19 protein-coding genes are annotated in these 19009 nt (G+C 73.6%); 10 read left to right on the top strand and 9 right to left on the bottom strand.

What is annotated here, in order from left to right:
• Positions 1-5 precede the first annotated feature (5 nt).
• Positions 6-374, top strand: a complete 369-nt coding sequence (locus tag OVN18_RS04200) for a nuclear transport factor 2 family protein (RefSeq protein WP_267782158.1) — start codon at positions 6-8, stop codon at positions 372-374.
• Between the two features lie 11 nt (positions 375-385).
• Here the strand turns inward: OVN18_RS04200 and OVN18_RS04195 are convergent, their stop codons facing one another.
• Positions 386-820, bottom strand: a complete 435-nt coding sequence (locus OVN18_RS04195; protein WP_267782157.1) for a DUF3253 domain-containing protein — start codon at positions 818-820, stop codon at positions 386-388.
• A 105-nt stretch (positions 821-925) separates the two neighbouring features.
• On the opposite strand from OVN18_RS04195, the gene OVN18_RS04190 reads away from it, so the two are divergent.
• The gene (locus OVN18_RS04190) at positions 926-1612 is read left to right on the top strand and encodes a TetR/AcrR family transcriptional regulator (protein ID WP_267782155.1); all 687 of its coding nucleotides are present in this window, start codon (positions 926-928) and stop codon (positions 1610-1612) included.
• Between the two features lie 31 nt (positions 1613-1643).
• On the opposite strand, the gene OVN18_RS04185 is transcribed toward OVN18_RS04190, so the two are convergent.
• From OVN18_RS04185 to OVN18_RS04175, 3 genes are read right to left on the bottom strand one after another with little or no spacing between them, the layout of a single operon-like run.
• Positions 1644-2816 carry a thiolase family protein gene (locus tag OVN18_RS04185; RefSeq protein ID WP_267782154.1) on the bottom strand — a complete coding sequence of 391 codons (1173 nt, stop codon included), beginning with the start codon at positions 2814-2816 and terminating at the stop codon, positions 1644-1646.
• Positions 2813-3556, bottom strand: a complete 744-nt coding sequence (locus OVN18_RS04180; RefSeq protein ID WP_267782152.1) for a 3-oxoacid CoA-transferase subunit B — start codon at positions 3554-3556, stop codon at positions 2813-2815. The genes OVN18_RS04185 and OVN18_RS04180 overlap by 4 nt, the downstream gene beginning before the upstream one ends.
• Positions 3553-4278 (bottom strand): 3-oxoacid CoA-transferase subunit A, encoded by a 726-nt coding sequence (locus OVN18_RS04175; protein ID WP_267782908.1) that lies wholly within the window; start codon positions 4276-4278, stop codon positions 3553-3555. The genes OVN18_RS04180 and OVN18_RS04175 overlap by 4 nt, the downstream gene beginning before the upstream one ends.
• A gap of 188 nt (positions 4279-4466) precedes the next feature.
• Here OVN18_RS04175 and OVN18_RS04170 point away from each other — a divergent pair, with 188 nt between their 5' ends.
• The 6 genes from OVN18_RS04170 (at position 4467) to OVN18_RS04145 (ending at position 9919) form a co-directional block, all read left to right on the top strand.
• Positions 4467-5753 (top strand): adenylosuccinate synthase, encoded by a 1287-nt coding sequence (locus OVN18_RS04170; protein ID WP_267738331.1) that lies wholly within the window; start codon positions 4467-4469, stop codon positions 5751-5753.
• Between the two features lie 6 nt (positions 5754-5759).
• Complete coding sequence (locus OVN18_RS04165) at positions 5760-6386, top strand: GNAT family N-acetyltransferase (RefSeq protein WP_267782150.1); 627 nt, start codon at positions 5760-5762, stop codon at positions 6384-6386.
• An 89-nt stretch (positions 6387-6475) separates the two neighbouring features.
• On the top strand, positions 6476-7672 hold the full coding sequence (locus OVN18_RS04160; RefSeq protein ID WP_267782148.1) for a hypothetical protein: 1197 nt from the start codon (positions 6476-6478) through the stop codon (positions 7670-7672).
• A complete protein-coding gene (locus OVN18_RS04155) occupies positions 7669-8583 on the top strand; it encodes a glycosyltransferase family 2 protein (RefSeq protein ID WP_267782147.1) in 915 nt (304 codons plus the stop codon). The genes OVN18_RS04160 and OVN18_RS04155 overlap by 4 nt, the downstream gene beginning before the upstream one ends.
• An 86-nt stretch (positions 8584-8669) precedes the next feature.
• Positions 8670-8981: a chorismate mutase gene (locus OVN18_RS04150; protein WP_267738327.1), complete on the top strand. Its 312-nt coding sequence runs from the start codon at positions 8670-8672 to the stop codon at positions 8979-8981.
• Positions 8978-9919, top strand: a complete 942-nt coding sequence (locus OVN18_RS04145) for a DMT family transporter (RefSeq protein WP_267782145.1) — start codon at positions 8978-8980, stop codon at positions 9917-9919. The genes OVN18_RS04150 and OVN18_RS04145 overlap by 4 nt, the downstream gene beginning before the upstream one ends.
• A gap of 355 nt (positions 9920-10274) precedes the next feature.
• Here the strand turns inward: OVN18_RS04145 and OVN18_RS04140 are convergent, their stop codons facing one another.
• Genes OVN18_RS04140 through OVN18_RS04125 form a run of 4 tightly spaced genes read right to left on the bottom strand, consistent with a single transcriptional unit; the run spans position 10275 to position 14202 of the window.
• A complete protein-coding gene (locus OVN18_RS04140; RefSeq protein ID WP_267782143.1) occupies positions 10275-11747 on the bottom strand; it encodes a sodium/solute symporter in 1473 nt (490 codons plus the stop codon).
• Between the two features lie 19 nt (positions 11748-11766).
• Positions 11767-12207: a hypothetical protein gene (locus tag OVN18_RS04135; RefSeq protein WP_267782141.1), complete on the bottom strand. Its 441-nt coding sequence runs from the start codon at positions 12205-12207 to the stop codon at positions 11767-11769.
• The gene (locus OVN18_RS04130) at positions 12204-12986 is read right to left on the bottom strand and encodes a LytR/AlgR family response regulator transcription factor (protein WP_267738324.1); all 783 of its coding nucleotides are present in this window, start codon (positions 12984-12986) and stop codon (positions 12204-12206) included. The genes OVN18_RS04135 and OVN18_RS04130 overlap by 4 nt, the downstream gene beginning before the upstream one ends.
• A 4-nt stretch (positions 12987-12990) precedes the next feature.
• Positions 12991-14202, bottom strand: coding sequence for a histidine kinase (locus OVN18_RS04125; RefSeq protein WP_267738323.1), 1212 nt, complete (start codon positions 14200-14202; stop codon positions 12991-12993).
• 242 nt (positions 14203-14444) lie between these two features.
• On the opposite strand from OVN18_RS04125, the gene OVN18_RS04120 reads away from it, so the two are divergent.
• On the top strand, positions 14445-14804 hold the full coding sequence (locus OVN18_RS04120) for a DUF485 domain-containing protein (protein WP_267738321.1): 360 nt from the start codon (positions 14445-14447) through the stop codon (positions 14802-14804).
• Positions 14804-16417 carry a solute symporter family protein gene (locus OVN18_RS04115; protein WP_267738319.1) on the top strand — a complete coding sequence of 538 codons (1614 nt, stop codon included), beginning with the start codon at positions 14804-14806 and terminating at the stop codon, positions 16415-16417. Before OVN18_RS04120 ends, OVN18_RS04115 begins: the two co-directional genes overlap by 1 nt.
• Before the next feature lie 101 nt (positions 16418-16518).
• On the opposite strand, the gene OVN18_RS04110 is transcribed toward OVN18_RS04115, so the two are convergent.
• Positions 16519-18960, bottom strand: a complete 2442-nt coding sequence (locus OVN18_RS04110; RefSeq protein ID WP_267782139.1) for an HAD-IC family P-type ATPase — start codon at positions 18958-18960, stop codon at positions 16519-16521.
• Positions 18961-19009 lie beyond the last annotated feature (49 nt).

Raw genomic sequence — 19009 nt, 5'->3', positions numbered from 1 at the left:
GGCGCATGACCGCGATCACCGATGATCTGCCCGCCCGACTCATCCACCAGGAGCACGAGGGGTGGGATGCGCTCGTGCGAGGCGATGGCGGCACGCACTTCCATCACGCGATGACCGACGACGCGGTGCTCATCACGCCCGGCTCGGTCGTCGAGCGCGGCGCGGTCATGGCGGCGCTGCAGGGCGCGACCTGGGACGACTACGCGATGAGCGAGCACCGCGTCGTGCGGCTCGGCGAGCGGGCCGCGGTGCTCGCCTACCGGGTGCGCGCCAGCCGCGACGGCGCGCCCGTCGACCTGCGCGCCACGACCGCCTACCTCTACCACGAGGGCCGCTGGCGGGTCGGATCGCACCAGCAGACGCCGGTCGACTGAGGGCGCGGGCCTCAGCGCGCTCGGCGCACCCGGATCGGCCCCTTCGCCGTCGACGGATCGACGACCCGGCCGCCCTGCGTGATCTCGACCTCGCCCGCGGCGACGAGCCGGCGGGCGGCGCGACGGGCGGGCTCCATGAGCGCGCGCCAGGCCTCGTCCTCGGTGCCGCCGCTCGCGCCCTCGGCCGCCGCGACCGCGCGGGCGGCCTCGCTCGGGCAGATGGTGGCGTCGTGCGCGCGCTGCGCGAGCAGGCTGCGGATGCTCTCCTCGAGCGCCCGATCGACGGGCCGCACCTTCCGGGCCCGGCAGGCGTCGCTGCAGTAGCGCACCGCCTCCCAGTCGCGCGCCCACGCCGCCCGCCACTCGATGCGGCGCCCGCAGCTCGCGCAGGTCTTGTCGGCGCGCGCCTCCGCGGCGGCGTCGCTCGTCCGGCGCTTCCGACCCATGCGCCCAGTGTCGCGGGCGCGGGTGCGTGCGGGCTGGGCGCGGGCGGCACGGGAACTCGTGTTGTCCGAGCGGACAGCGCGGCTCGACCGTCCTACACTCGACGCGTGCCCGAGACCGTCCGCGATGCTGCGCCCCAGGCGTCCACCGCCGCTCCCGAGCGCAAGTCCGCCGGGCGCAAGACCTCTGAGGAGCGCCGCGCGGAGATCCTGAGGGCGACCCTCGGCATCGTCGCCCGCAAGGGCTTCGCGAGCGTGACGCTGCGCGAGGTCGCCGCCGAGGTCGGCGTCGTGCACGGGCTCATCCGCCACTACTTCGCCACGCGCGAAGAGCTCATGGCCGAGGCCTTCGACTCCGCCGTCACGGCCGAGCTCGCCTCCGACTCGGCGCTGCTCGCCGAGCTCGCGCCCGTTCCGGCGCTCGCCGCCTGGCTCTCGACGACGCCCGAGGATCACTACCTGGTGTGGATCGACGCCTGGAGCGAGGCGCCCCGCAACCCCGCTCTCGCCGCGGCCCTCGTGCGGCACCACCACGACTGCGAGGCGCTGCTCGCGGGCGTCATCCGGCGCGCGGTCGACGCCGGACTCGCCACGAGCGCCGACCCCGATGCCGACTCCCGCATGCTCACGGCGCTCGCCGACGGCATCGCGGTGCAGCACCATGCGATGGGGGTGGTGGATGCGCCCGCCGCCGACGCGCTCGTGTTCACGGCGACCGAGCAGCGCCTCGGCATGACGCCGGGGTCGCTCGCCGCCGTGCTCGCCGGATCGGCACGCGGGCAGTGGGCCGGCTGACGCGGTCCACCCGACGGAGGGCGTGCGGCCGCTAAGCCTCGACGACGACCGCGAGCCCCTGACCCACGCCGATGCAGATCGCGGCGACGCCGATGCCGCCGCCGCGGGCGCGCAGAGCGTGGGCGAGGTGCCCGATGATGCGGCCGCCGGAGGCGCCGAGCGGGTGGCCGAGGGCGATCGCGCCGCCGTCGACGTTGACGCGCTCGGGGTCGAGCTCCGTCCAGAGCCGCAGACAGGCGAGGCTCTGCGCGGCGAAGGCCTCGTTGAGCTCGACGAGGTCGACGTCGGCCCAGGTGCGGCCGGCGCGGGCGAGAGCGCGGTTCGCCGCCTCGACGGGGGCGATGCCGAAGACGTCGGGGTCGTTGCCGGCCGTTCCGCGGCCGGTGATGCGGGCGAGCGGCTCGGCGTCGAGCGCGCCCTCCGAGCCGATGAGCAGCATGCTCGCGCCGTCGTTGAGGGGGGAGGAGTTGCCCGCCGTCACGGTGCCGCCCTCGGATCGGAACACGGGGGCGAGCCCGGCGAGGGCATCCATCGTCGAATCGGGGCGGATGCCCTCGTCGCGCGCGAGATCGACGCCCGGAACAGGAACGATCTCGGCGTCGTAGCGGCCCGCGTCCCAGGCGGCGGCGGCGCGCTGGTGCGAGCGCACGGCGAAGGCGTCCTGCTCCTCGCGCGAGATCGCGAACCGCTCGGCGAGGATCTCGGCGGTCTCGCCGAGCGCGACCGTCCAGCGCCCGTCCATGCGCGGGTTGGTCATGCGCCAGCCGAGGGTCGTCGAGTGCATCTGCTCGTGGCCGACGGGGTACGCGCGGCTCGGCTTCTGCACGACCCACGGCGCCCGGCTCATCGACTCGACGCCGCCCGCGATCATGAGCGCGGCATCCCCCGCCTCGATCGCGCGCGAGGCCTGGATGACGCTCTCGACGCTCGAGCCGCAGAGCCGGTTGACGGTCACGCCCGGCACGGAGGTCGGCAGCCCCGCGAGCAGGGCGGCCATGCGCGCGACGTTGCGGTTGTCCTCGCCGGCCTGGTTCGCGTCGCCGAGGATGACGTCCTCGATGCGGGCGGGGTCGAGGTCGGGGTGGCGGTCGACGAGGGCGCGCAGGGTCGAGGCGGCGAGGTCGTCGGGGCGGATGCCCGCGAGCGCCTTCCCGATGCGGCCGAACGGCGTGCGCACGGCGTCGTAGATGACGGCAGCGGTCATGCTCGGGCCTCCTCGGCCTCGGGTCGGGCGGTCGGATCGGCGGCCCGCAGCGGCAGCCCGACGAGCGCCTCGAGCTCGGCGTGCGAGGTCCCGAACGACTCGACGAGCACGAGTCCCGCCGGCCCCGGCTCGAAGATGCCGTGATCGGTATAGACGCGCGAGACGGAGCTCATGGCGGTGAGCGGGTAGCTGCACGACGCGACGAGCTTGGAGGCGCCGCCCTTCGTCAGCAGGTCCATCATCACCCACACGCTGCGGGCTCCCAGCGCCAGGTCCATGGCGCCGCCGACCGCCGGGATGGCGTCGGGCGCGCCCGTCGACCAGTTGGCGAGGTCGCCGTTCGCCGAGACCTGGAAGGCCCCGAGCACGCAGACGTCGAGGTGCCCGCCCCGCATCATCGCGAAGGAGTCGGCGTGGTGGAAGTACGCGGCGCCGGGCAGTTCGGTCACGGGGATCTTGCCGGCGTTGATGAGATCGGGGTCGACCTCGTCGCCCTGCGCCGCCGGCCCCATGCCGAGCATGCCGTTCTCGGTATGCAGGGTCACGCCGTCCTCCGGCCGCAGGTGGTCGGCCACGAGCGTGGGCGCCCCGATGCCGAGGTTGACGAACGAGCCGGGCGCGATGTCGGCGGCGATGCGCGCGGCGAGCGCGGTGCGGTCGAGGCGCACGCCGGGGCCGGTCGACGGCGCGAGGGACGGCGCGGTGGGCGTCGCGGTCGGTGCCGTGGGCGTGTCGGTCATGCGGATGCCCCTCCCGAGCTCCCGATCACTGCGGTGCGCTCGGCGACCGGTCGCAGCGCGCCCTCCTCGTCGAGCCAGTCGCGGTCGCCGACCTCGACGACGCGCTGCACGTAGATGCCCGGCGTGACGACGCTCTCGGGGTCGAGCGCCCCCACGGGCACGACGCGGTCGACCTGCGCGACGGTCGTGCGCGCCGCGGCCGCCATGAGCGGGCCGAAGTTGCGGCTCGTGCGGCGGTAGACGAGGTTGCCGAGCGCGTCGGCGCGGTAGGCGCTGATGAGGGCGAGGTCGGCGTGCAGGGGCAGCTCGAGGATGTGCGGGCGGCCGTCGAGCTCGCGCACCTCCTTGCCCTCGGCGATGAGGGTGCCCGCCCCGGTCGGCGTGTAGAAGGCGCCGATGCCGGCGCCCGCGGCGCGGATGCGCTCGGCGAGGGTGCCCTGCGGCACGAGCTCGAGCTCGATGCGGCCCGAGCGGTAGAGCTCGTCGAAGACCCAGGAGTCGGTCTGACGGGGGAACGAGCAGACGATGCGCCGCACGCGGCCCGCGGCGAGCAGCGCGGCGAGGCCGTGGTCGCCGTTGCCCGCGTTGTTGGAGACGACGGTGAGATCCGTCGCGCCGTGCTCGATGAGGCCCTCGATGAGGGCGGCGGGCTGCCCGGCGAGGCCGAAGCCGCCGATCATGACGGTCGCGCCGTCGGCGACGTCGGCGAGGGCATCCCGCATCGATGACGAGATCTTCGAGATCACGGCACTCCCGCCCCGGCGTGCACCGCCGTCGGTCGCCCAGCCCCGGGCGGCCGCCCCGCTGGTTCACATAGCGAACGATTGTTCGCAGAACAAACGTACCACCGGGTCGATCGCCGCGCCAGATAGGGTGAGACGTAATCCCATTTCCATCCGAAGGGACCACCATGCCAGTCGCCGTCATCATCGGCGCCCAGTGGGGCGACGAAGGCAAGGGCAAGGCGACCGATCTGCTCGCCGGCCGCATCGACTACGTCGTCAAGTTCAACGGCGGCAACAACGCGGGGCACACCGTCGTCATCGGGGACGAGAAGTACGCCCTGCACCTGCTGCCCAGCGGGATCCTGACGCCCGGCGTCACGCCCGTCATCGCGGGCGGCGTCGTCATCGACATCGCCGTGCTGTTCGAGGAGCTCGACGCTCTCGAGGCCCGCGGCGTCGACGTCTCGCGCCTGCGCATCAGCGCCAACGCGCACGTCATCACGCACTACCACCGCACCCTCGACAAGGTGACGGAGCGGTTCCTCGGCAAGCGCCAGATCGGCACGACCGGTCGCGGCATCGGCCCGACCTACGCCGACAAGATCAACCGCGTGGGGATCCGGATGCAGGATCTCTTCGACGAGAACATCCTGCGCCAGAAGGTCGAGGGCGCCCTGCACCAGAAGAACCACCTGCTGGTCAAGGTCTACAACCGGCGCGCGATCACGGTCGACGAGGTCGTCGAGGATCTGCTGTCGTACACCGAGCGCCTGCGCCCGATGGTCGTCGACACCGGTCTCGAGCTGCACCAGGCCCTCGAGCGCGGCGAGACCGTGCTCTTCGAGGGCGGTCAGGCCACCATGCTCGACGTCGACCACGGCACGTACCCCTTCGTCACGTCGTCGAGCTCGACGAGCGGTGGCGCGGCCACCGGCTCGGGCATCGCGCCGAACCGCATCGACCGCGTCATCGGCATCGTCAAGGCGTACACGACGCGCGTCGGCGCCGGCCCGTTCCCGACCGAGCTCTTCGACGCCTCCGGCGACTTCCTGCGGGATGCCGGGCACGAGTACGGCACCACCACGGGTCGCCCCCGCCGCTGCGGCTGGTACGACGCCCCCATCGCGCGCTACTCGGCCCGCGTGAACGGCGTCACCGACTACGTCATGACGAAGCTCGACGTGCTCACGGGGCTCGAGCGCATCCCGGTCTGCGTCGCCTACGACGTCGACGGCGTGCGCGTCGACGAGGTGCCGGTCTCGCAGAGCGACTTCCACCACGCGACCCCGATCTACGAGGAGCTGCCGGGCTGGAGCGAGGACATCTCGGGCGCCCGAACCTTCGAGGAGCTGCCGAAGAACGCGCAGGACTACGTGCTCGCGATCGAGGCGATGAGCGGCGCGCGCATCTCGGCCATCGGCGTCGGCCCCGGCCGCGACGAGATCGTCGTGCGCCACGACCTGCTCGACTAGTCGCCCGTGACCGCCCGCCCGCTGCCCCTCGACGCGCTCGAGGGGTACGGCGTGCGGCTCGAGCCGTTCGCGCCGTCGCACCTCGAGGGGCTCCGGCAGGCGCTCGCGCGGCCGGAGGTCTTCGCCGGCGGCTGGGGCGGCGGGCCGGCCGCGTTCTGCGAGGGCGCGGCCTTCGAAGCCTGGATCGTGCGGTACCTGCCCCTCGACTCCGCGCTCCCCGTGCCGCGCCCGCAGGTGCGGGTCGTGCGCGCCACGGCCGGGCCGCTCGCCGGTCGGGTGCTCGGCACGAGCACGATCACCGACCTCGTCGAGCGCTCCGAGTCGGCGCACATCGGCTACACCGCGTACACCCCGGAGGCGTGGCGCGGCGCGGTCAACCCGGCCTGCAAGCTGCTGCTGCTCGGTCACCTCTTCGACCACGGCTACGGGCGCGTGAAGCTGCAGGCCGACGTGCGCAACCTCCGCTCGCGCGCCGCGATCGCGCGACTCGGCGCGACCTTCGAGGGCATCGCCCGCCGCGATCAGCAGCGCGCGGACGGCAGCTGGCGCGACACGGCGATCTTCTCGATCACGATCGACGACTGGCCCGCCGTGCGCGCGGGGCTCATGGCGCGGGTCGCCGGCGCGGTCTGAGCTCCCGGCGACGGCCCGGCAGGGTGTCGCACTTCTGACACCCTGTCAAGCCCCTGGCACGGGACGTCCAGGCTCCGTAGCTTCGCAGAATGACACTCGCACCCCCCGCTCCCGGCACCGACCCGGCCCACGAGGGCGCCCCCGTGAGCAGTGCCCCCCGCACCGCCACCCCCACGACCCCGCGCCGCACCCGTTCCGCCGCGCGCACCGCCCCCATCGAACCCCTGCCCATCCCGACGCCCCGCGGTCCCGTCAGCGCGGCGCTCGTCGCCGTGCTCACCGGCCGGGTCGGCGCCCCGCCGATCGTGTCCTCCTTCGACGCGCAGGTCGAGCGCGCGATCATCTCCAGCCCCGACATCCTCACCGATGACGATCTGCAGCTCGCGCTGCTGTGCTTCGGCGCCCTCGACGCCGGCGGCCTCGGCCGGGTGGATGCGCGCTGGGCCGCCGACCCGCTGCTCCTCGCCGTGTGCGAGAACCTCGAGACCGCGCTCGAGGAGGCCCTGCGTCAGGAGGTCCCCCTCCCCACCGCCCGCGCGGCCCGCGGCGCGATCGCGACCGGGGAGGACGTCGCCGACGCGGTCGCCACCGCGCTCGACGTCATCATCGACGACGCGGAGTCCTCCCGCCCGCATCGCTACCTCGCCGGCGAATCGACCGCGCCGCAGCTGCGCGAGCACCTCGTCGCGCGCTCCATCCGCTCGGTGCTCGTCGACGCCGATCAGCGCGTCGTGGCCGATGACGCGACGGCGGCGGCCGTGCTCCTCGCCCGGCTCGGCGACCAGCGCCTCCAGACCGAGCGCGGCCGGTACCTCGACGTCGTCGACGTGCGCGTGCTGACCGCCGTGAACACGACCGCGATGCTCGCCCGGCACGATCGCCTGCGCGGGCTCTTCTACGGTCTACGCACGACGACCGGCTCGATCGAGACCTCCATCGAGTCGGCCGTCATCGAGGCGCTCGGTCGCCTCGGCCGGCCGCTCCTGCAATCCGATGCCGCGCGCGGCGCGGGTGCCGGACGCGCGCGCATCGCGGGCGGACTCGTCGAGGCGCAGCCCGAGCTGCTCGACGACGTGCTTCTCGGCGCCGCCATCGGCGTCGCGGTCGAGCGCTGGATCACCGAGCACGAGGTCGTCCGCTGGACGGTCGGGCGCAGCGCCCTGCGAGAGTGCGACGCCCTCCGCAACGACGCGGTGCTGCGCGCCGATCGCGCCGCCGAGATCCCGCCCGTCGACGACCGGCCCATCACGCTCCCCGTCGAGCGCACCGGGGGCATCCGGCGATGACGGATGAGGCGTTCACCGACGCCGAGTACGTCCTCACCCTCCGCTGGCACGAGCCCGGGCCCATCGACGCGGTCGCGCGCTACGCCGCGCGGGTCGCCGAATGGATGCCCGTCACCGTGCTCGACGACTCCGCCCCCGCGCTCGCCGCGGCCCACGCCCGTGCTCTCCCCGACGCCGTGCGCCACCACCGGCCCGGCCAGAACGCGGCGATCGGCGATCACGGCGCCGCCCGCGGCGTGCACACCGGGCGGCTGCCGGGCCTGCGGCCGCGCGTGATCATCGCGGCGCACGACGTGCGCTACGACCGCGACGGGCTCATGGCCCTGCTCGCGGCCGCACCCGAGGCCGACATCGTGCTGCCCCAGACGGTGCTGCGCCCGCAGCCGTGGCAGGCGCGCTGGGACACCGCGCGCAGCCTCGTCACCCGCGCCGTGGTCTCCGCGCGCTTCGCCGGCGACGAGGGCGCCACGGCGGTCGTCTGCCGCGACACCTTCCAGGCCGTCGGCGGCATGGAGAGCCGGCTGCTGCACGACATCCCCGAGCTGCAGCGCACGATCGACTCGGTGGGCGGCGAGGTGGTGACCGCACTCGACGTCTACGTGGATCGCCTCGCGCCCAGCGTTCCGCGCTTCTGGCACCAGCGGATCGGGCAGGCAGGCGACTCGTTCGCCCGGCCCGCGCGGGTCGCCGGCGAGCTCGCCCTGCTGCCGAGCATCCTGCTGGCCGCACGCCGGCCGCCGCTGCTCGCCGCGGTCGCGCTCGGAACCGTCGTCGTCGCCGAGGTCGGGCGGCGTCGCGCGGGCGGCGCCGACCACTACCGGGCGGATGCCGCTCTCTGGGCGCCCGTCTGGGTGGCCGAGCGGGCCGTCGGCGCGTGGGCCGCGATCGCCCGACGCCTGCGGCACCGCTGAACCCCCGCCCGCGCGCGGCAGTGCGTCGTCGGGAAGCCGCCGATGCGGGCGTGCCCCCGCGGCCCGTCGGCGGATACGCTCGGGGCATGGATGATGCGGCCCTCGCCGAGCTCGGCTCCCTGCGCAAGAGCATCGACAACATCGATGCCGCCCTCGTGCACCTGCTCGCCGAGCGGTTCAAGTGCACGCAGAGCGTCGGGCGGCTCAAAGCCGTCACGGGTCTGCCGGCCTCCGACCCCGAGCGCGAGCGCGTGCAGATCGCCCGGCTGCGCAGTCTCGCCGAGGAGGCCGAGCTGGACCCGGCCTTCGCCGAGAAGTTCCTGACCTTCATCGTCGCCGAGGTCATCCACCACCACGAGCAGATCGCCTCCACCGGCAGCATCGCGACCGGGGAGTGAGCGCGCCCGCGGCGACCGCCGTCGAGAGACCGCGCGAGGGGTGGATCGCCGCCCAGTTCGGTCTCGCCGGTCTCATCTGGGGCGCCAGCTTCCTGTTCATCGCCCTCGCGCTCACCGGGCTCTCGCCCGCCCAGGTCGCCACCGCGCGCGCCGTGCTCGGCGCGGTCACCCTGCTGCTGCTCGTCGTCATCACCCGCGACCGCCTGCCCGCCTGGGGGCCGGTCTGGGGGCACCTCGCCGTCATCGGCGTGATGTTCTGCGTCGTGCCGTACCTGCTGTTCTCGTGGGCGCAGCAGTACGTCGCCTCGGGGCTCGCGAGCGTCTACAACGCCACGACCCCGATCATGACGGCGCTCATCGCGGCCCTCGTGCTGCGCGTCGAGCGCCTCGACCGGGCGCAGGTGCTCGGCATCGGCATCGGCATCCTCGGCGTCATCGTCATCATCGGTCCCTGGCAGGGCGTCGCGCTCGGCGGCGACCTGCTGCCCCAGCTCGCGATGCTCGGGGCGACCGCCTGCTACGGCTTCAGCCTCTCGTACATGCGCCGCCACCTCGCCGCGACCGGGGTGAGCGCGCTCGCCATGACGGCCGCGTACATCGCGATCGCGGCGGTAGTGCTGCTCGCGCTGACCCCGCTCATCGGGCTCGAGCCCGTGTCGCTGAGCCCCGTCGTGGTGCTCGCGGTCATCGCGCTCGGCTCGCTCGGCACCGGGCTCGCCTACGTCTGGAACCAGAACGTGGTGCGGGCGTGGGGCGCGACCCGGGCATCCACCGTCACCTACATCACGCCGGTGATCGGGGTGCTGCTGGGCATCGTCGTGCTCGGGGAGCGGCTCGTCTGGAACGAGCCGGTGGGCGCGGCGCTCGTCATCCTCGGGGTGCTGCTCGCGCAGGGGCGGCTGCGGGTGCGGCGGCGACCGGGGCAGCCCGCCGCCTGACGCGGGGCCCGTCGCCGGCGAGGGGCGGGGCAGGATGCCCGGCTCGGCCGTGCACGAATTCAGGCGCCTCCCGGCGCGTCGACCCCGGGTAGGCGGCGGCACGCCGACCTCGGTCGCGCGATGCCTGAATTCGTGCCAGGCCGGGCGGGCGGCTCCTCAGTGCCCGCGATCAGGAGCGCCTCGGCATGTCGACTCGAGTCATGCGGCGACACTCCGACCGCGGTCGCCCGACTCCTGATCGCGGGCAGCCCGGGGGCGGCAGCGGGTGGCGGCGAGCGGCGGTGGCCTGGGGCAGGGCCGAAGGCTCGGCGGCGGGTACTGGCGCCGGCACCGGGGGCGGGATGCCCGGCGCGGGCTACTCGGCGCGCTCGGGCACGTGCAGGCGCGCGAGGAACCGGTCGGCCCCGCGCGGGATCCTCCGGCGGTCGAGCCGGGAGACCAGCACGGTCAGTGCGAAGGCCAGCGGAACGGTCCAGGCGGCGGGCTGCAGCAGGGCCGACTGCAGCCAGGCCGCGGCGCCGGCCGCCGTCAGGAGCGGCCCGAGCAGGATGGCCAGGCCGCAGGCGAGGCCGCCGCCGAGCATCCCGACGATCGCGCCGCGGGCGGTGAGGCCGCGCCACCAGATGCCGAGCACGAGCACGGGGCACAGGGTCGACGCGGTGAAGGCGAAGACGAGCCCGACGCTGCCGGCGAGCCCGCCCGGTTCGAGCAGCAGGGCGACGGCGAGGGGAACGAGCGAGGAGGCGATCGCGGCGATGCGGAAGCCGCGCACCGATCCCCCGGCGACCTCCTGCGAGATGACGCCGGCGAGCGAGATGATCAGCCCCGACGAGGTGGAGAGGAAGGCGCCGAAGGCCCCCGCGATCACGAGTGCCGTGAGCACGTCGCCGAGCAGCCCGCCGATGACGAGCCCGGGCAGCAGCAGCACGAGCGCGTCGGCCTCCCCCGATTGCGCGAGCGCGGGGGCGAGCGCCCGGCCGAGCAGCCCGACGATCGTCGGGAACAGGTAGAACACCGACAGCAGCCCCAGCACGATGAGCGTCGTGCGCCGCGCGGCCGGCCCGTCGGGGTTCGTGTAGAAGCGCACGAGCACGTGCGGCAGGCCCATCGTGCCGAGCAGCAGGGCGATGACGAGCGAGACGGTGGCGTAGCCGTCGAGGGATGCCGGACCGAGCGCCGCGGGAAAAGCCTCGGCCGTATCCAGCGCCGTGCCCGCGCCGCCCGCCACCGCGATCAGCAGGAACACCACCGGCACGGCGATCGCCGTGAGCTTCAGCCAGAACTGGAACGCCTGCACGAAGGTGATGGAGCGCATGCCGCCCGCGGCGACGATGAGGCCGACGATGACGGCCACCGCGACGGCGCCGATCCACGAGGGCAGGCCCGTCGTGATGCGGATGGTGAGGGCCGCGCCCTGCAGCTGCGGCACGATGTAGAACCAGCCGATGAGGATGACGAGGACGCTCGTCAGCCGTCGCACGCCCAGCGACTCGAGCCGCGCCCGCGTGAAGTCGGGGATCGTGTACGCCCCCGACCGCCGCAGCGGCGCCGCGACGAAGAGCAGCAGCATGAGATAGCCGGCGGTGTACCCGATCGGGAACCACAGCCCGCCCGCCCCCTGCAGCAGGATGAGCCCGGCGACCCCGAGCACGCTCGCCGCCGAGAGGTACTCGCCGCCGATGGCGCTCGCGTTCCACCAGGGCTTGACGGTGCGCGAGGCGACGTAGAAGTCGCGCGTCGTGCGCGAGATGCGCAGGCCGAAGAAGCCGATGAACGCCGTCATGAGGGTGACGGCGGCGATCGCGATGTAGCCGAGCGCGGGGTTCACGGGCGGGCCCCGTCGGCGCTCACGAGGCCTCCGTCAGCGAGCGGTACCCGGCCTCGTTGCGCGCGCTCGCCACGATGAAGATGAGCGCGAAGGCGATGATGGCGGGGTAGCTGCCGAAGGCGAGCAGCAGCCAGCTGACGGGCACCCCGGCGACGACGACGGCGTCGAGACCGGGGGCGGCCGCGAGCACGAGCCAGAGCATCCCGAGGCTGACGACGAAGCCGGCGGCGCACACGAGCGCGAGGCGCAGCTGCGAGCGGATGAGGGAGCGCACGTAGACGGTGGCGGTGTCGCTGCGATCGAGGGCGGGATGACCGGCTCCCGCCGCGAGCGGCGCCCCTTGCCGGGGCGCGGTGACGCTGACCCGCGCCGGCGGCACGGGCCTCGCGGCGGGGCCGCCCGCGGCGACCCCGCCCACCGCGACCTCCCCGGCACCCCCGCCGGCCCCCGGATCGCTCACGCGCGCGGCCGCACCCGGCTCGCCGCCACCCGGTCGCGCAGCGAGGGCAGCAGGCGGCGGCTGACGGGCAGCTCGACCCCGCCGACGAGCACGGTGGGGTTGCTCGCGCCGAGGCGCAGGCGCTCGACGTGCCCGAGGGCGACGAGGTACGAGCGGTGGATGCGCACGAAGCCGGCGGCCGCCCACTGCTGCTCGAGATCGCTCATGGGAACGCGCACGAGGTAGCTGCCGTCGTCGGTGTGCAGCCGCGCGTAGTCGCCCTGGGCCTGCACGTAGTGGATCGCGTCCTGCCGGATCATGCGCGTCGTTCCGCCGAGGCTGACGGCGACGAGCTCGGGTCGGGCGACGACGGGCACGGCGCCGGTGACGGGAGCGCCCGCGGCGCCCGCCCCGCCCGCCCCCGCGGCGTCGGCGGCCGCGCGCGCCTCGATGAGCCGCCCGACCGCGCGCTCGAGGCGCTCGGTGCGCACGGGCTTGAGCAGGTAGTCGACGGCCGCGAGGTCGAAGGCCTCGACGGCGCGCTCCTCGTCGGCGGTGACGAAGACGAAGGGCGGGCGGCGGTCGAAGTGCCCGAGCGCGCGGGCGAGGTCGATGCCGCTGAGGCCGGGCATGTGGATGTCGAGGAAGACGGCGTCGATCTCCTCCTGCGTGAGGATGCGCAGGGCGTCGGCGCCGTTCGAGGCCCGGTGCACGACGCCGATGCGCGCGTCGTGCCCGAGCAGGTAGGCCAGCTCGTCGAGCGCGGGCTGCTCGTCGTCGGCGATGAGCACGGTCAGCATCAGGTCAGTCTCCTACGGCGTTGTCGGGCTGCGACTTGGGCACGCGCATGCGCACGAGGGTGCCCGCGTCGAGGTTCGTCTCGACGGTGAGGCCGTGCTCGTCGCCGTAGAGCTGCCGCAGCCGGGCATCCACGTTGCGCACCCCCACGTGATCGACCGAGGGCCGCCCCGCCAGGATGCCCCGCAGCAGCTCGGGATCGATGCCGACCCCGTCGTCCTCGATCTCGATGAGCGCGAAGGCGCCCGCGTCGCTCGCCCGGATGGTGATGCGGCCGCCCGCGGCCTTGGGCTCGAGCCCGTGCCGCACGGCGTTCTCGACGAGCGGCTGCACGCTGAGGAAGGGGATGACCGTCGGCAGCACCTCGGGGGCGACCTGCAGGGTGAGGGTGAGGCGGTCGCCGAAGCGCGCGCGCTCGAGCTGCAGGTAGGAGTCGACGCTCTTGAGCTCGTCGGCGAGGGTCGTGAAGTCGCCCTGCCGGCGGAACGAGTACCGGGTGAAGTCGGCGAACTCGAGCACGAGGTCGCGCGCCCGCGGCGGGTTCGTCGTGATGGTGCTCGCGATGGCGGTGAGCGCGTTGTAGATGAAGTGCGGGCTGATCTGGCTGCGCAGCGCCTTCACCTCGGCCTCGGCGAGGGCGGCGCGGCTGGCGTCGAGCTCGGCGAGCTCGAGCTGCGCCGAGACCCACTCGGCGACCTCGCCCGTCGCGCGCACCAGACCGGGGCGCACGGTCGGCGAGAAGGCGATGATGACGCCCACGACCCGGTCGTCGGCGATGATCGGCGCGGCGACGGCGTCAGTGCTCGAGACCCCGCGCCGGCTCGGGTCGATGCCGCGGAACACCTGCGGCTTATCGCCGCGCCGCACCTCCTCGGCGAGGCTCTCGGCGATGGTCCTGAGCTCGCCGACGAGCCGCTGATCGCCCGGACCGGCGTCGAGCGCGAGCACGCCGTGATCGTCGGCGAGGGCGAGCACCCGGCAGTCGAGCAGCGCGCGCAGGGGGCGCAGAGCCCGATGCGGGTCGCCCGTGTCGAGCCCTCCGCGCAGATGCGTCGCGGCCTGACTGGCGAGGTGCAGCGTCGAGTAGGTGGCCCGCTCGGCGGCCGTTCCCATCTCGCGCGAGAGCTTCACGACGCGCCAGGCGACGATGCCGAGCACGGCGATCGCCACGCCGACGAGCACGCCGACGGCGAGGGCGAGCAGCACTGACTCGGTCACGAGCATCCACCGTAGGCGACGCGGGGCGGGGCCACCGCATCGAGGGGGCGATGGATGGCGGCGGGGCGCCGCTCGTCGCACGGCCGATGCCGCTCGCCGCCGACGAGCGCGCCCGGCGTTCCTCGTGGCCTTCGTCGGGGGGAGGGTGGGGCCGCACCACTCCCGAACCACCCCCGCACTGAAATCATGCACGGCACCGACGCCGACGAGGACGTCACCGCCGTCGACCTCGAGGAGACACCATGGGCAATGACGCCCTGACCGAGGAGCACTCGTCCGGCCAGACGGCCGCGGTGTTCCGTGAGACGCAGAACTCGGAGGAGTTCACCCACCTGCGTCGCAAGCACCGCGGGTTCGTGCTGCCCGTCACCGCCGTGTGCCTGCTCTGGTACATCTCGTTCGTGCTGCTCGCCGGGTACGCGCCCGAGTTCATGGCGCAGCCCGTGTTCGGCAGCGTCAACGTCGGCATCCTGCTCGGCCTCTCGCAGGTGGCGACGACGTTCATCGTCACGATGACCTACGTCTCGTACGCCAACCGCAACCTCGACCCCGGAGCCCGGGCCATCCGCGAGCGCCTCGAGACGAAGGAGGGGGTGCGCTGATGCTGCGTCTCGCCGCCGACACCGCCTCGTCCTCGCCGGGCGACCCGATCCTCAACATCGCGATCTTCGGCGCCTTCGTGGCGGTCACGATGATCATCGTGTTCCGGGCATCCCGCAACAACAAGACCGCGGCCGACTACTACGCCGCCGGGCGCTCGTTCACGGGCGGCCAGAACGGCTCGGCCATCGCGGGCGACTACCTCTCGGCCGCCTCGTTCCTCGGCATCGTCGGCGCCATCGCGATCAACGGCTACGACGGGTTCCTCTACTCGATCGGGTTCCTCGTGGCCTGGGTCGTCGCGCTGCTGCTCGTCGCCGAGCTGCTGCGCAACACCGGCAAGTTCACGATGGCGGACGTGCTGGCGTTCCGCCTCAAGCAGCGCCCCGTGCGTATCGCCGCGGCGATCTCGACCCTCGTCGTCTGCTTCTTCTACCTGCTCGCGCAGATGGCGGGCGCCGGCGGGCTCGTCGCCCTGCTGCTCGGCATCGACGAGCGGGTCGGCCAGTCGGTCGTCATCGCCGTCGTGGGCGCGCTCATGATCCTCTACGTGCTCGTCGGCGGCATGAAGGGCACCACCTGGGTGCAGATCATCAAGGCGGTGCTGCTCATCGCCGGTGCCGGCATCATGACCATCTGGGTGCTCGCGATCAACGGCTTCAACCTGTCGACGCTGCTCGACTCGGCCGTCGAGACCTCGGGCAACCCCGCGGTGCTCGCGCCGGGACTGCAGTACGGCATCAGCGACATCAGCCGGCTCGACTTCCTCTCGCTCGGCCTCGCGCTCGTGCTCGGCACCGCGGCCCTGCCGCACGTGCTCATGCGCTTCTACACGGTGCCGACGGCCAAGGAGGCCCGCAAGAGCGTCGTCTGGGCGATCTGGCTCATCGGCATCTTCTACCTGTTCACGCTCGTGCTCGGCTACGGCGCGGCGGCCCTCATCGGCGCCGAGCGCATCGCCGCGGCCCCGGGAGGCGCCAACTCGGCGGCCCCGCTGCTCGCCTTCGAGCTCGGCGGATCGGTGCTGCTCGGCATCATCTCGGCGATCGCCTTCGCGACGATCCTCGCGGTGGTCGCGGGGCTGACGATCACGGCGGCGGCTTCCTTCTCGCACGACATCTACGCGAGCGTCATCAAGAAGGGCAACCCGCCCGCCGGCGCCGAGGTCAAGGTGGCCCGTCGCACGGTCATCGTGATCGGCATCGTCGCCATCATCGGCGGCATCGGGGCGAACGGTCAGAACGTCGCCTTCCTCGTGGCGCTCGCCTTCGCGGTGGCGGCCTCGGCCAACCTGCCGACGATCATCTACTCCCTGTTCTGGCGCCGCTTCACCACCAAGGGCGCGCTGTTCAGCATGTACGGCGGTCTCGGCTCGGCGATCATCCTGATCAGCCTCTCGCCGGTCGTCTCGGGCGGCCCGACCTCGATGATCCAGGGCGTCGACTTCAGCATCTTCCCGCTGTCGAACCCCGGCATCGTCTCCATCCCGCTGGCGTTCTTCCTCGGCTGGCTGGGCACGATGCTCGACAAGAACAAGGAGAGCCTGGACAAGCAGGCCGAGATGGAGGTGCGCTCTCTCACCGGAGTCGGCGCCGAGAAGTCGGTCGACCACTAGGTCGCTCTCCCCTGACTCGAAGGGCCCTCGCCGGGTGGTGGCGGGGGCCCTTCGACATGCGCGGGATGCTCTCCGCGGGCCGTGCGCTGCTGCGGGTCTGCTCAGCGCCGCATCACCCGGTGCACGATTTCGAGCACGAGCGAGGCGACCGCCGAGACGCCGACCGCGACGCCGATGACCTCGAGCTCGGGCAGCCGCAGCTGCAGGAAGTCGGTGGCGAGCGGGATCGACAGCACGACCCCGAGCCCGAGGTAGGCCGCGATGACGACGGGCAGGGTGAACCGCGTGAACGGCCGGGCGAGGATGACGAGCACCCAGAGCGCCGAGAGCGTGAGGGTGATGACGGTGAGCGCCTGCACCTCGGCCGCCGGCAGCCCGAGCCCGGCGTAGGCGTAGGCGACGACCCCGATGACGGCCGCGCCGACGATGAGCCCCGCCGGAACGCAGAACCGCGCGGCCCGGCGCAGGAACCCCGGTCGGTAGAGGCGCGCGTTCGGCAGCAGGGCGAGCACGATCGCCGGCAGCCCGATCGTGAGCCCGTCGACGATCGAGAGCTGCCGCGGCAGGAACGGGAACGGCCACAGCAGCGCGCCGAAGGTCACGGCGAAGAGGATCGCGTAGACGGTCTTCGACAGGAACAGCTTCGCGAGCCGCTCGACGTTCGCGATGACGCGGCGCCCCTCGCCGACGATGCGCGGCAGTCGGCTGAAGCGCCCGTCGAGCAGCACCATGCGGGCGACAGCGCGCGACGCGGGGGCGCCCGAGCCCATCGCGATGCCCATGTCGGCATGCTTGAGCGCGAGCGCGTCGTTGACGCCGTCGCCCGTCATCGCGACGGTGTACCCGAGCCGCTGCAGCGAGAGCACCATGGCCTTCTTCTGCTCCGGGGTCACCCGCCCGAAGACGTGCTCGCGCGCCATGACGGCGTCGAGCGCGTCCTCGTCCTCGGGCAGCTCGCGGGCGTCGAACCCCGCGACGACCTGCTCGACGCCGGCCTCGCGTGCGACGGCGGCGACGGTGCGCGGGTCGTCGCCCGAGATGACGCGGATGCCCACCCCCTGCTCGCGGAAGTACCCGAGCGTCGCGTGCGCATCGCCCCGCACCCGCTCGCGGAAGGTCAGCACCGCGATCGGCGCGAGCCCGCGCGGCAGCGCCGCCTCGGCCGGAGCGATCACGCCGTGCTCGTCCGGCCCGCCGCCGGCGCTCGTCGTCAGGGGCTCCTCCGACCGCGCGAGCACGAGCGTGCGCAGGCCGCTCTCGGCGAGGGCGCGGCACCGTCGCAGCGTCGCGACCGCGCCGGGGGTGTCGTCGTCCACGGCGCCCCGGAGGACGATGTCGGGGGCGCCGAGCACCCAGGTTCCGGTATCGAGCTGCCCGGCGCTCCATTTGCGCAACGACGAGAACGGCACCGACGAGAACGGCACCTCGGCGGGCGCGACCGCTGCGGCGGTATCGGGGAACCGATCGCCGAGGGCTCGCGCCGTGGCGTTCGCATCACGGTCGGCGGCGAACCACGCGAGAGCGGCATCCCGCCCCGTCTCGTCGGCGGGCAGGCCCGGCGCCTCCTCGACGGCGTCGAGCACGAGCGCGCCCTCGGTGAGCGTGCCGGTCTTGTCGAGGCACAGCATGTCGACGCGGGCGAGGCCCTCGACGGCGGCGAGCTCCTGCACGAGCACCTCCTGCCGCGCGAGCCGCACGGCACCGGCGGCGAGCGCCACCGAGGTCATGAGGACGAGTCCCTGCGGCACCATGGCGATGATGCTCGCGGTCGCGGCAACGGCGGCATCGCGCCAGGCGCCCGACTCGATGGCCGCCGCCCAGCCGCCCGCGGCCTGCATCTGCCCGTTGACGACGATCGCGCCGATCGGCAGCAGGGCGATGCTGATCCATCGGATGATGCGGGCGACGGAGTCGCGCAGCTCGCTGCCGACGAGCGAGAACCGCCTCGCCTCGGCCGTGATGCGGTTCGCGTACGAATCCGGCCCGACACGGATGACGCGGGCGAGCCCGCTGCCGCCGACGATCGTCGAGCCCGCGAGCACTTCGCGCCCGGCGTCCGCGCCGACCGGCTCCGCCTCGCCCGTGAGCAGCGATTCGTCGACCTCAAGCCCCGAGGCCTCGAGCACGACGGCGTCGGCCACGACCTGGTCGCCCGCGCTCAGCACGAGCACGTCGTCGAGGGCGACCTCGGCGACGGCCACCTCGTCCACCGCCGCCTCGGCTCCCGGCTCGGCCCGCCGCACCCGGGCGAGCGGCGCGTTGAGCACGGCGAGACGGCCGAGCGTCACCTTCGCCCGGAACTCCTGCGCCACCCCGATGACGATGTTGGCGATGACGAAGAACCCGAACAGGGCATCCTGCCAGTACCCCAGCGCGAGGAGCAGGCCGAAGCATCCGCCGACGATGAGGGTGAAGAGCGTGAAGACGTTCGCCTGCAGGATCCGCCACAGCGAGCGCCCGGAGTCGTCGGGCGGCGTGTTCATCTCGCCCCGGGAGCGCCGTTCGTGCACCTCGGCGCGGCTGAGCCCGCGCGTGCTCCTCATGCGCGTCACCTTAGGCGGCTGCGCACGCGGCCGCGACGGTCTTTCGTCC

It is taken from the genome of Microcella daejeonensis (assembly GCF_026625045.1).
Lineage (GTDB): Bacteria > Actinomycetota > Actinomycetes > Actinomycetales > Microbacteriaceae > Microcella > Microcella daejeonensis.
Note: the sequence above shows the minus strand (reverse complement) of the source record. Positions and strands in the feature narration are given on the sequence as shown.

Bases quoted from the DNA above. Each gene is read 5' to 3' on its own strand.
- OVN18_RS04200 (WP_267782158.1), top strand. From the start codon at position 6: ATGACCGCGATCACCGATGATCTGCCCGCCCGACTCATCCACCAGGAG.
- OVN18_RS04195 (WP_267782157.1), bottom strand. From the start codon at position 820: ATGGGTCGGAAGCGCCGGACGAGCGACGCCGCCGCGGAGGCGCGCGCC.
- OVN18_RS04185 (WP_267782154.1), bottom strand. From the start codon at position 2,816: ATGACCGCTGCCGTCATCTACGACGCCGTGCGCACGCCGTTCGGCCGC.
- OVN18_RS04180 (WP_267782152.1), bottom strand. From the start codon at position 3,556: ATGACCGACACGCCCACGGCACCGACCGCGACGCCCACCGCGCCGTCC.
- OVN18_RS04175 (WP_267782908.1), bottom strand. From the start codon at position 4,278: ATGCGGGATGCCCTCGCCGACGTCGCCGACGGCGCGACCGTCATGATC.
- OVN18_RS04170 (WP_267738331.1), top strand. From the start codon at position 4,467: ATGCCAGTCGCCGTCATCATCGGCGCCCAGTGGGGCGACGAAGGCAAG.
- OVN18_RS04160 (WP_267782148.1), top strand. From the start codon at position 6,476: ATGACACTCGCACCCCCCGCTCCCGGCACCGACCCGGCCCACGAGGGC.
- OVN18_RS04155 (WP_267782147.1), top strand. From the start codon at position 7,669: ATGACGGATGAGGCGTTCACCGACGCCGAGTACGTCCTCACCCTCCGC.
- OVN18_RS04150 (WP_267738327.1), top strand. From the start codon at position 8,670: ATGGATGATGCGGCCCTCGCCGAGCTCGGCTCCCTGCGCAAGAGCATC.
- OVN18_RS04130 (WP_267738324.1), bottom strand. From the start codon at position 12,986: ATGCTGACCGTGCTCATCGCCGACGACGAGCAGCCCGCGCTCGACGAG.
- OVN18_RS04120 (WP_267738321.1), top strand. From the start codon at position 14,445: ATGGGCAATGACGCCCTGACCGAGGAGCACTCGTCCGGCCAGACGGCC.
- OVN18_RS04115 (WP_267738319.1), top strand. From the start codon at position 14,804: ATGCTGCGTCTCGCCGCCGACACCGCCTCGTCCTCGCCGGGCGACCCG.
- OVN18_RS04110 (WP_267782139.1), bottom strand. From the start codon at position 18,960: ATGAGGAGCACGCGCGGGCTCAGCCGCGCCGAGGTGCACGAACGGCGC.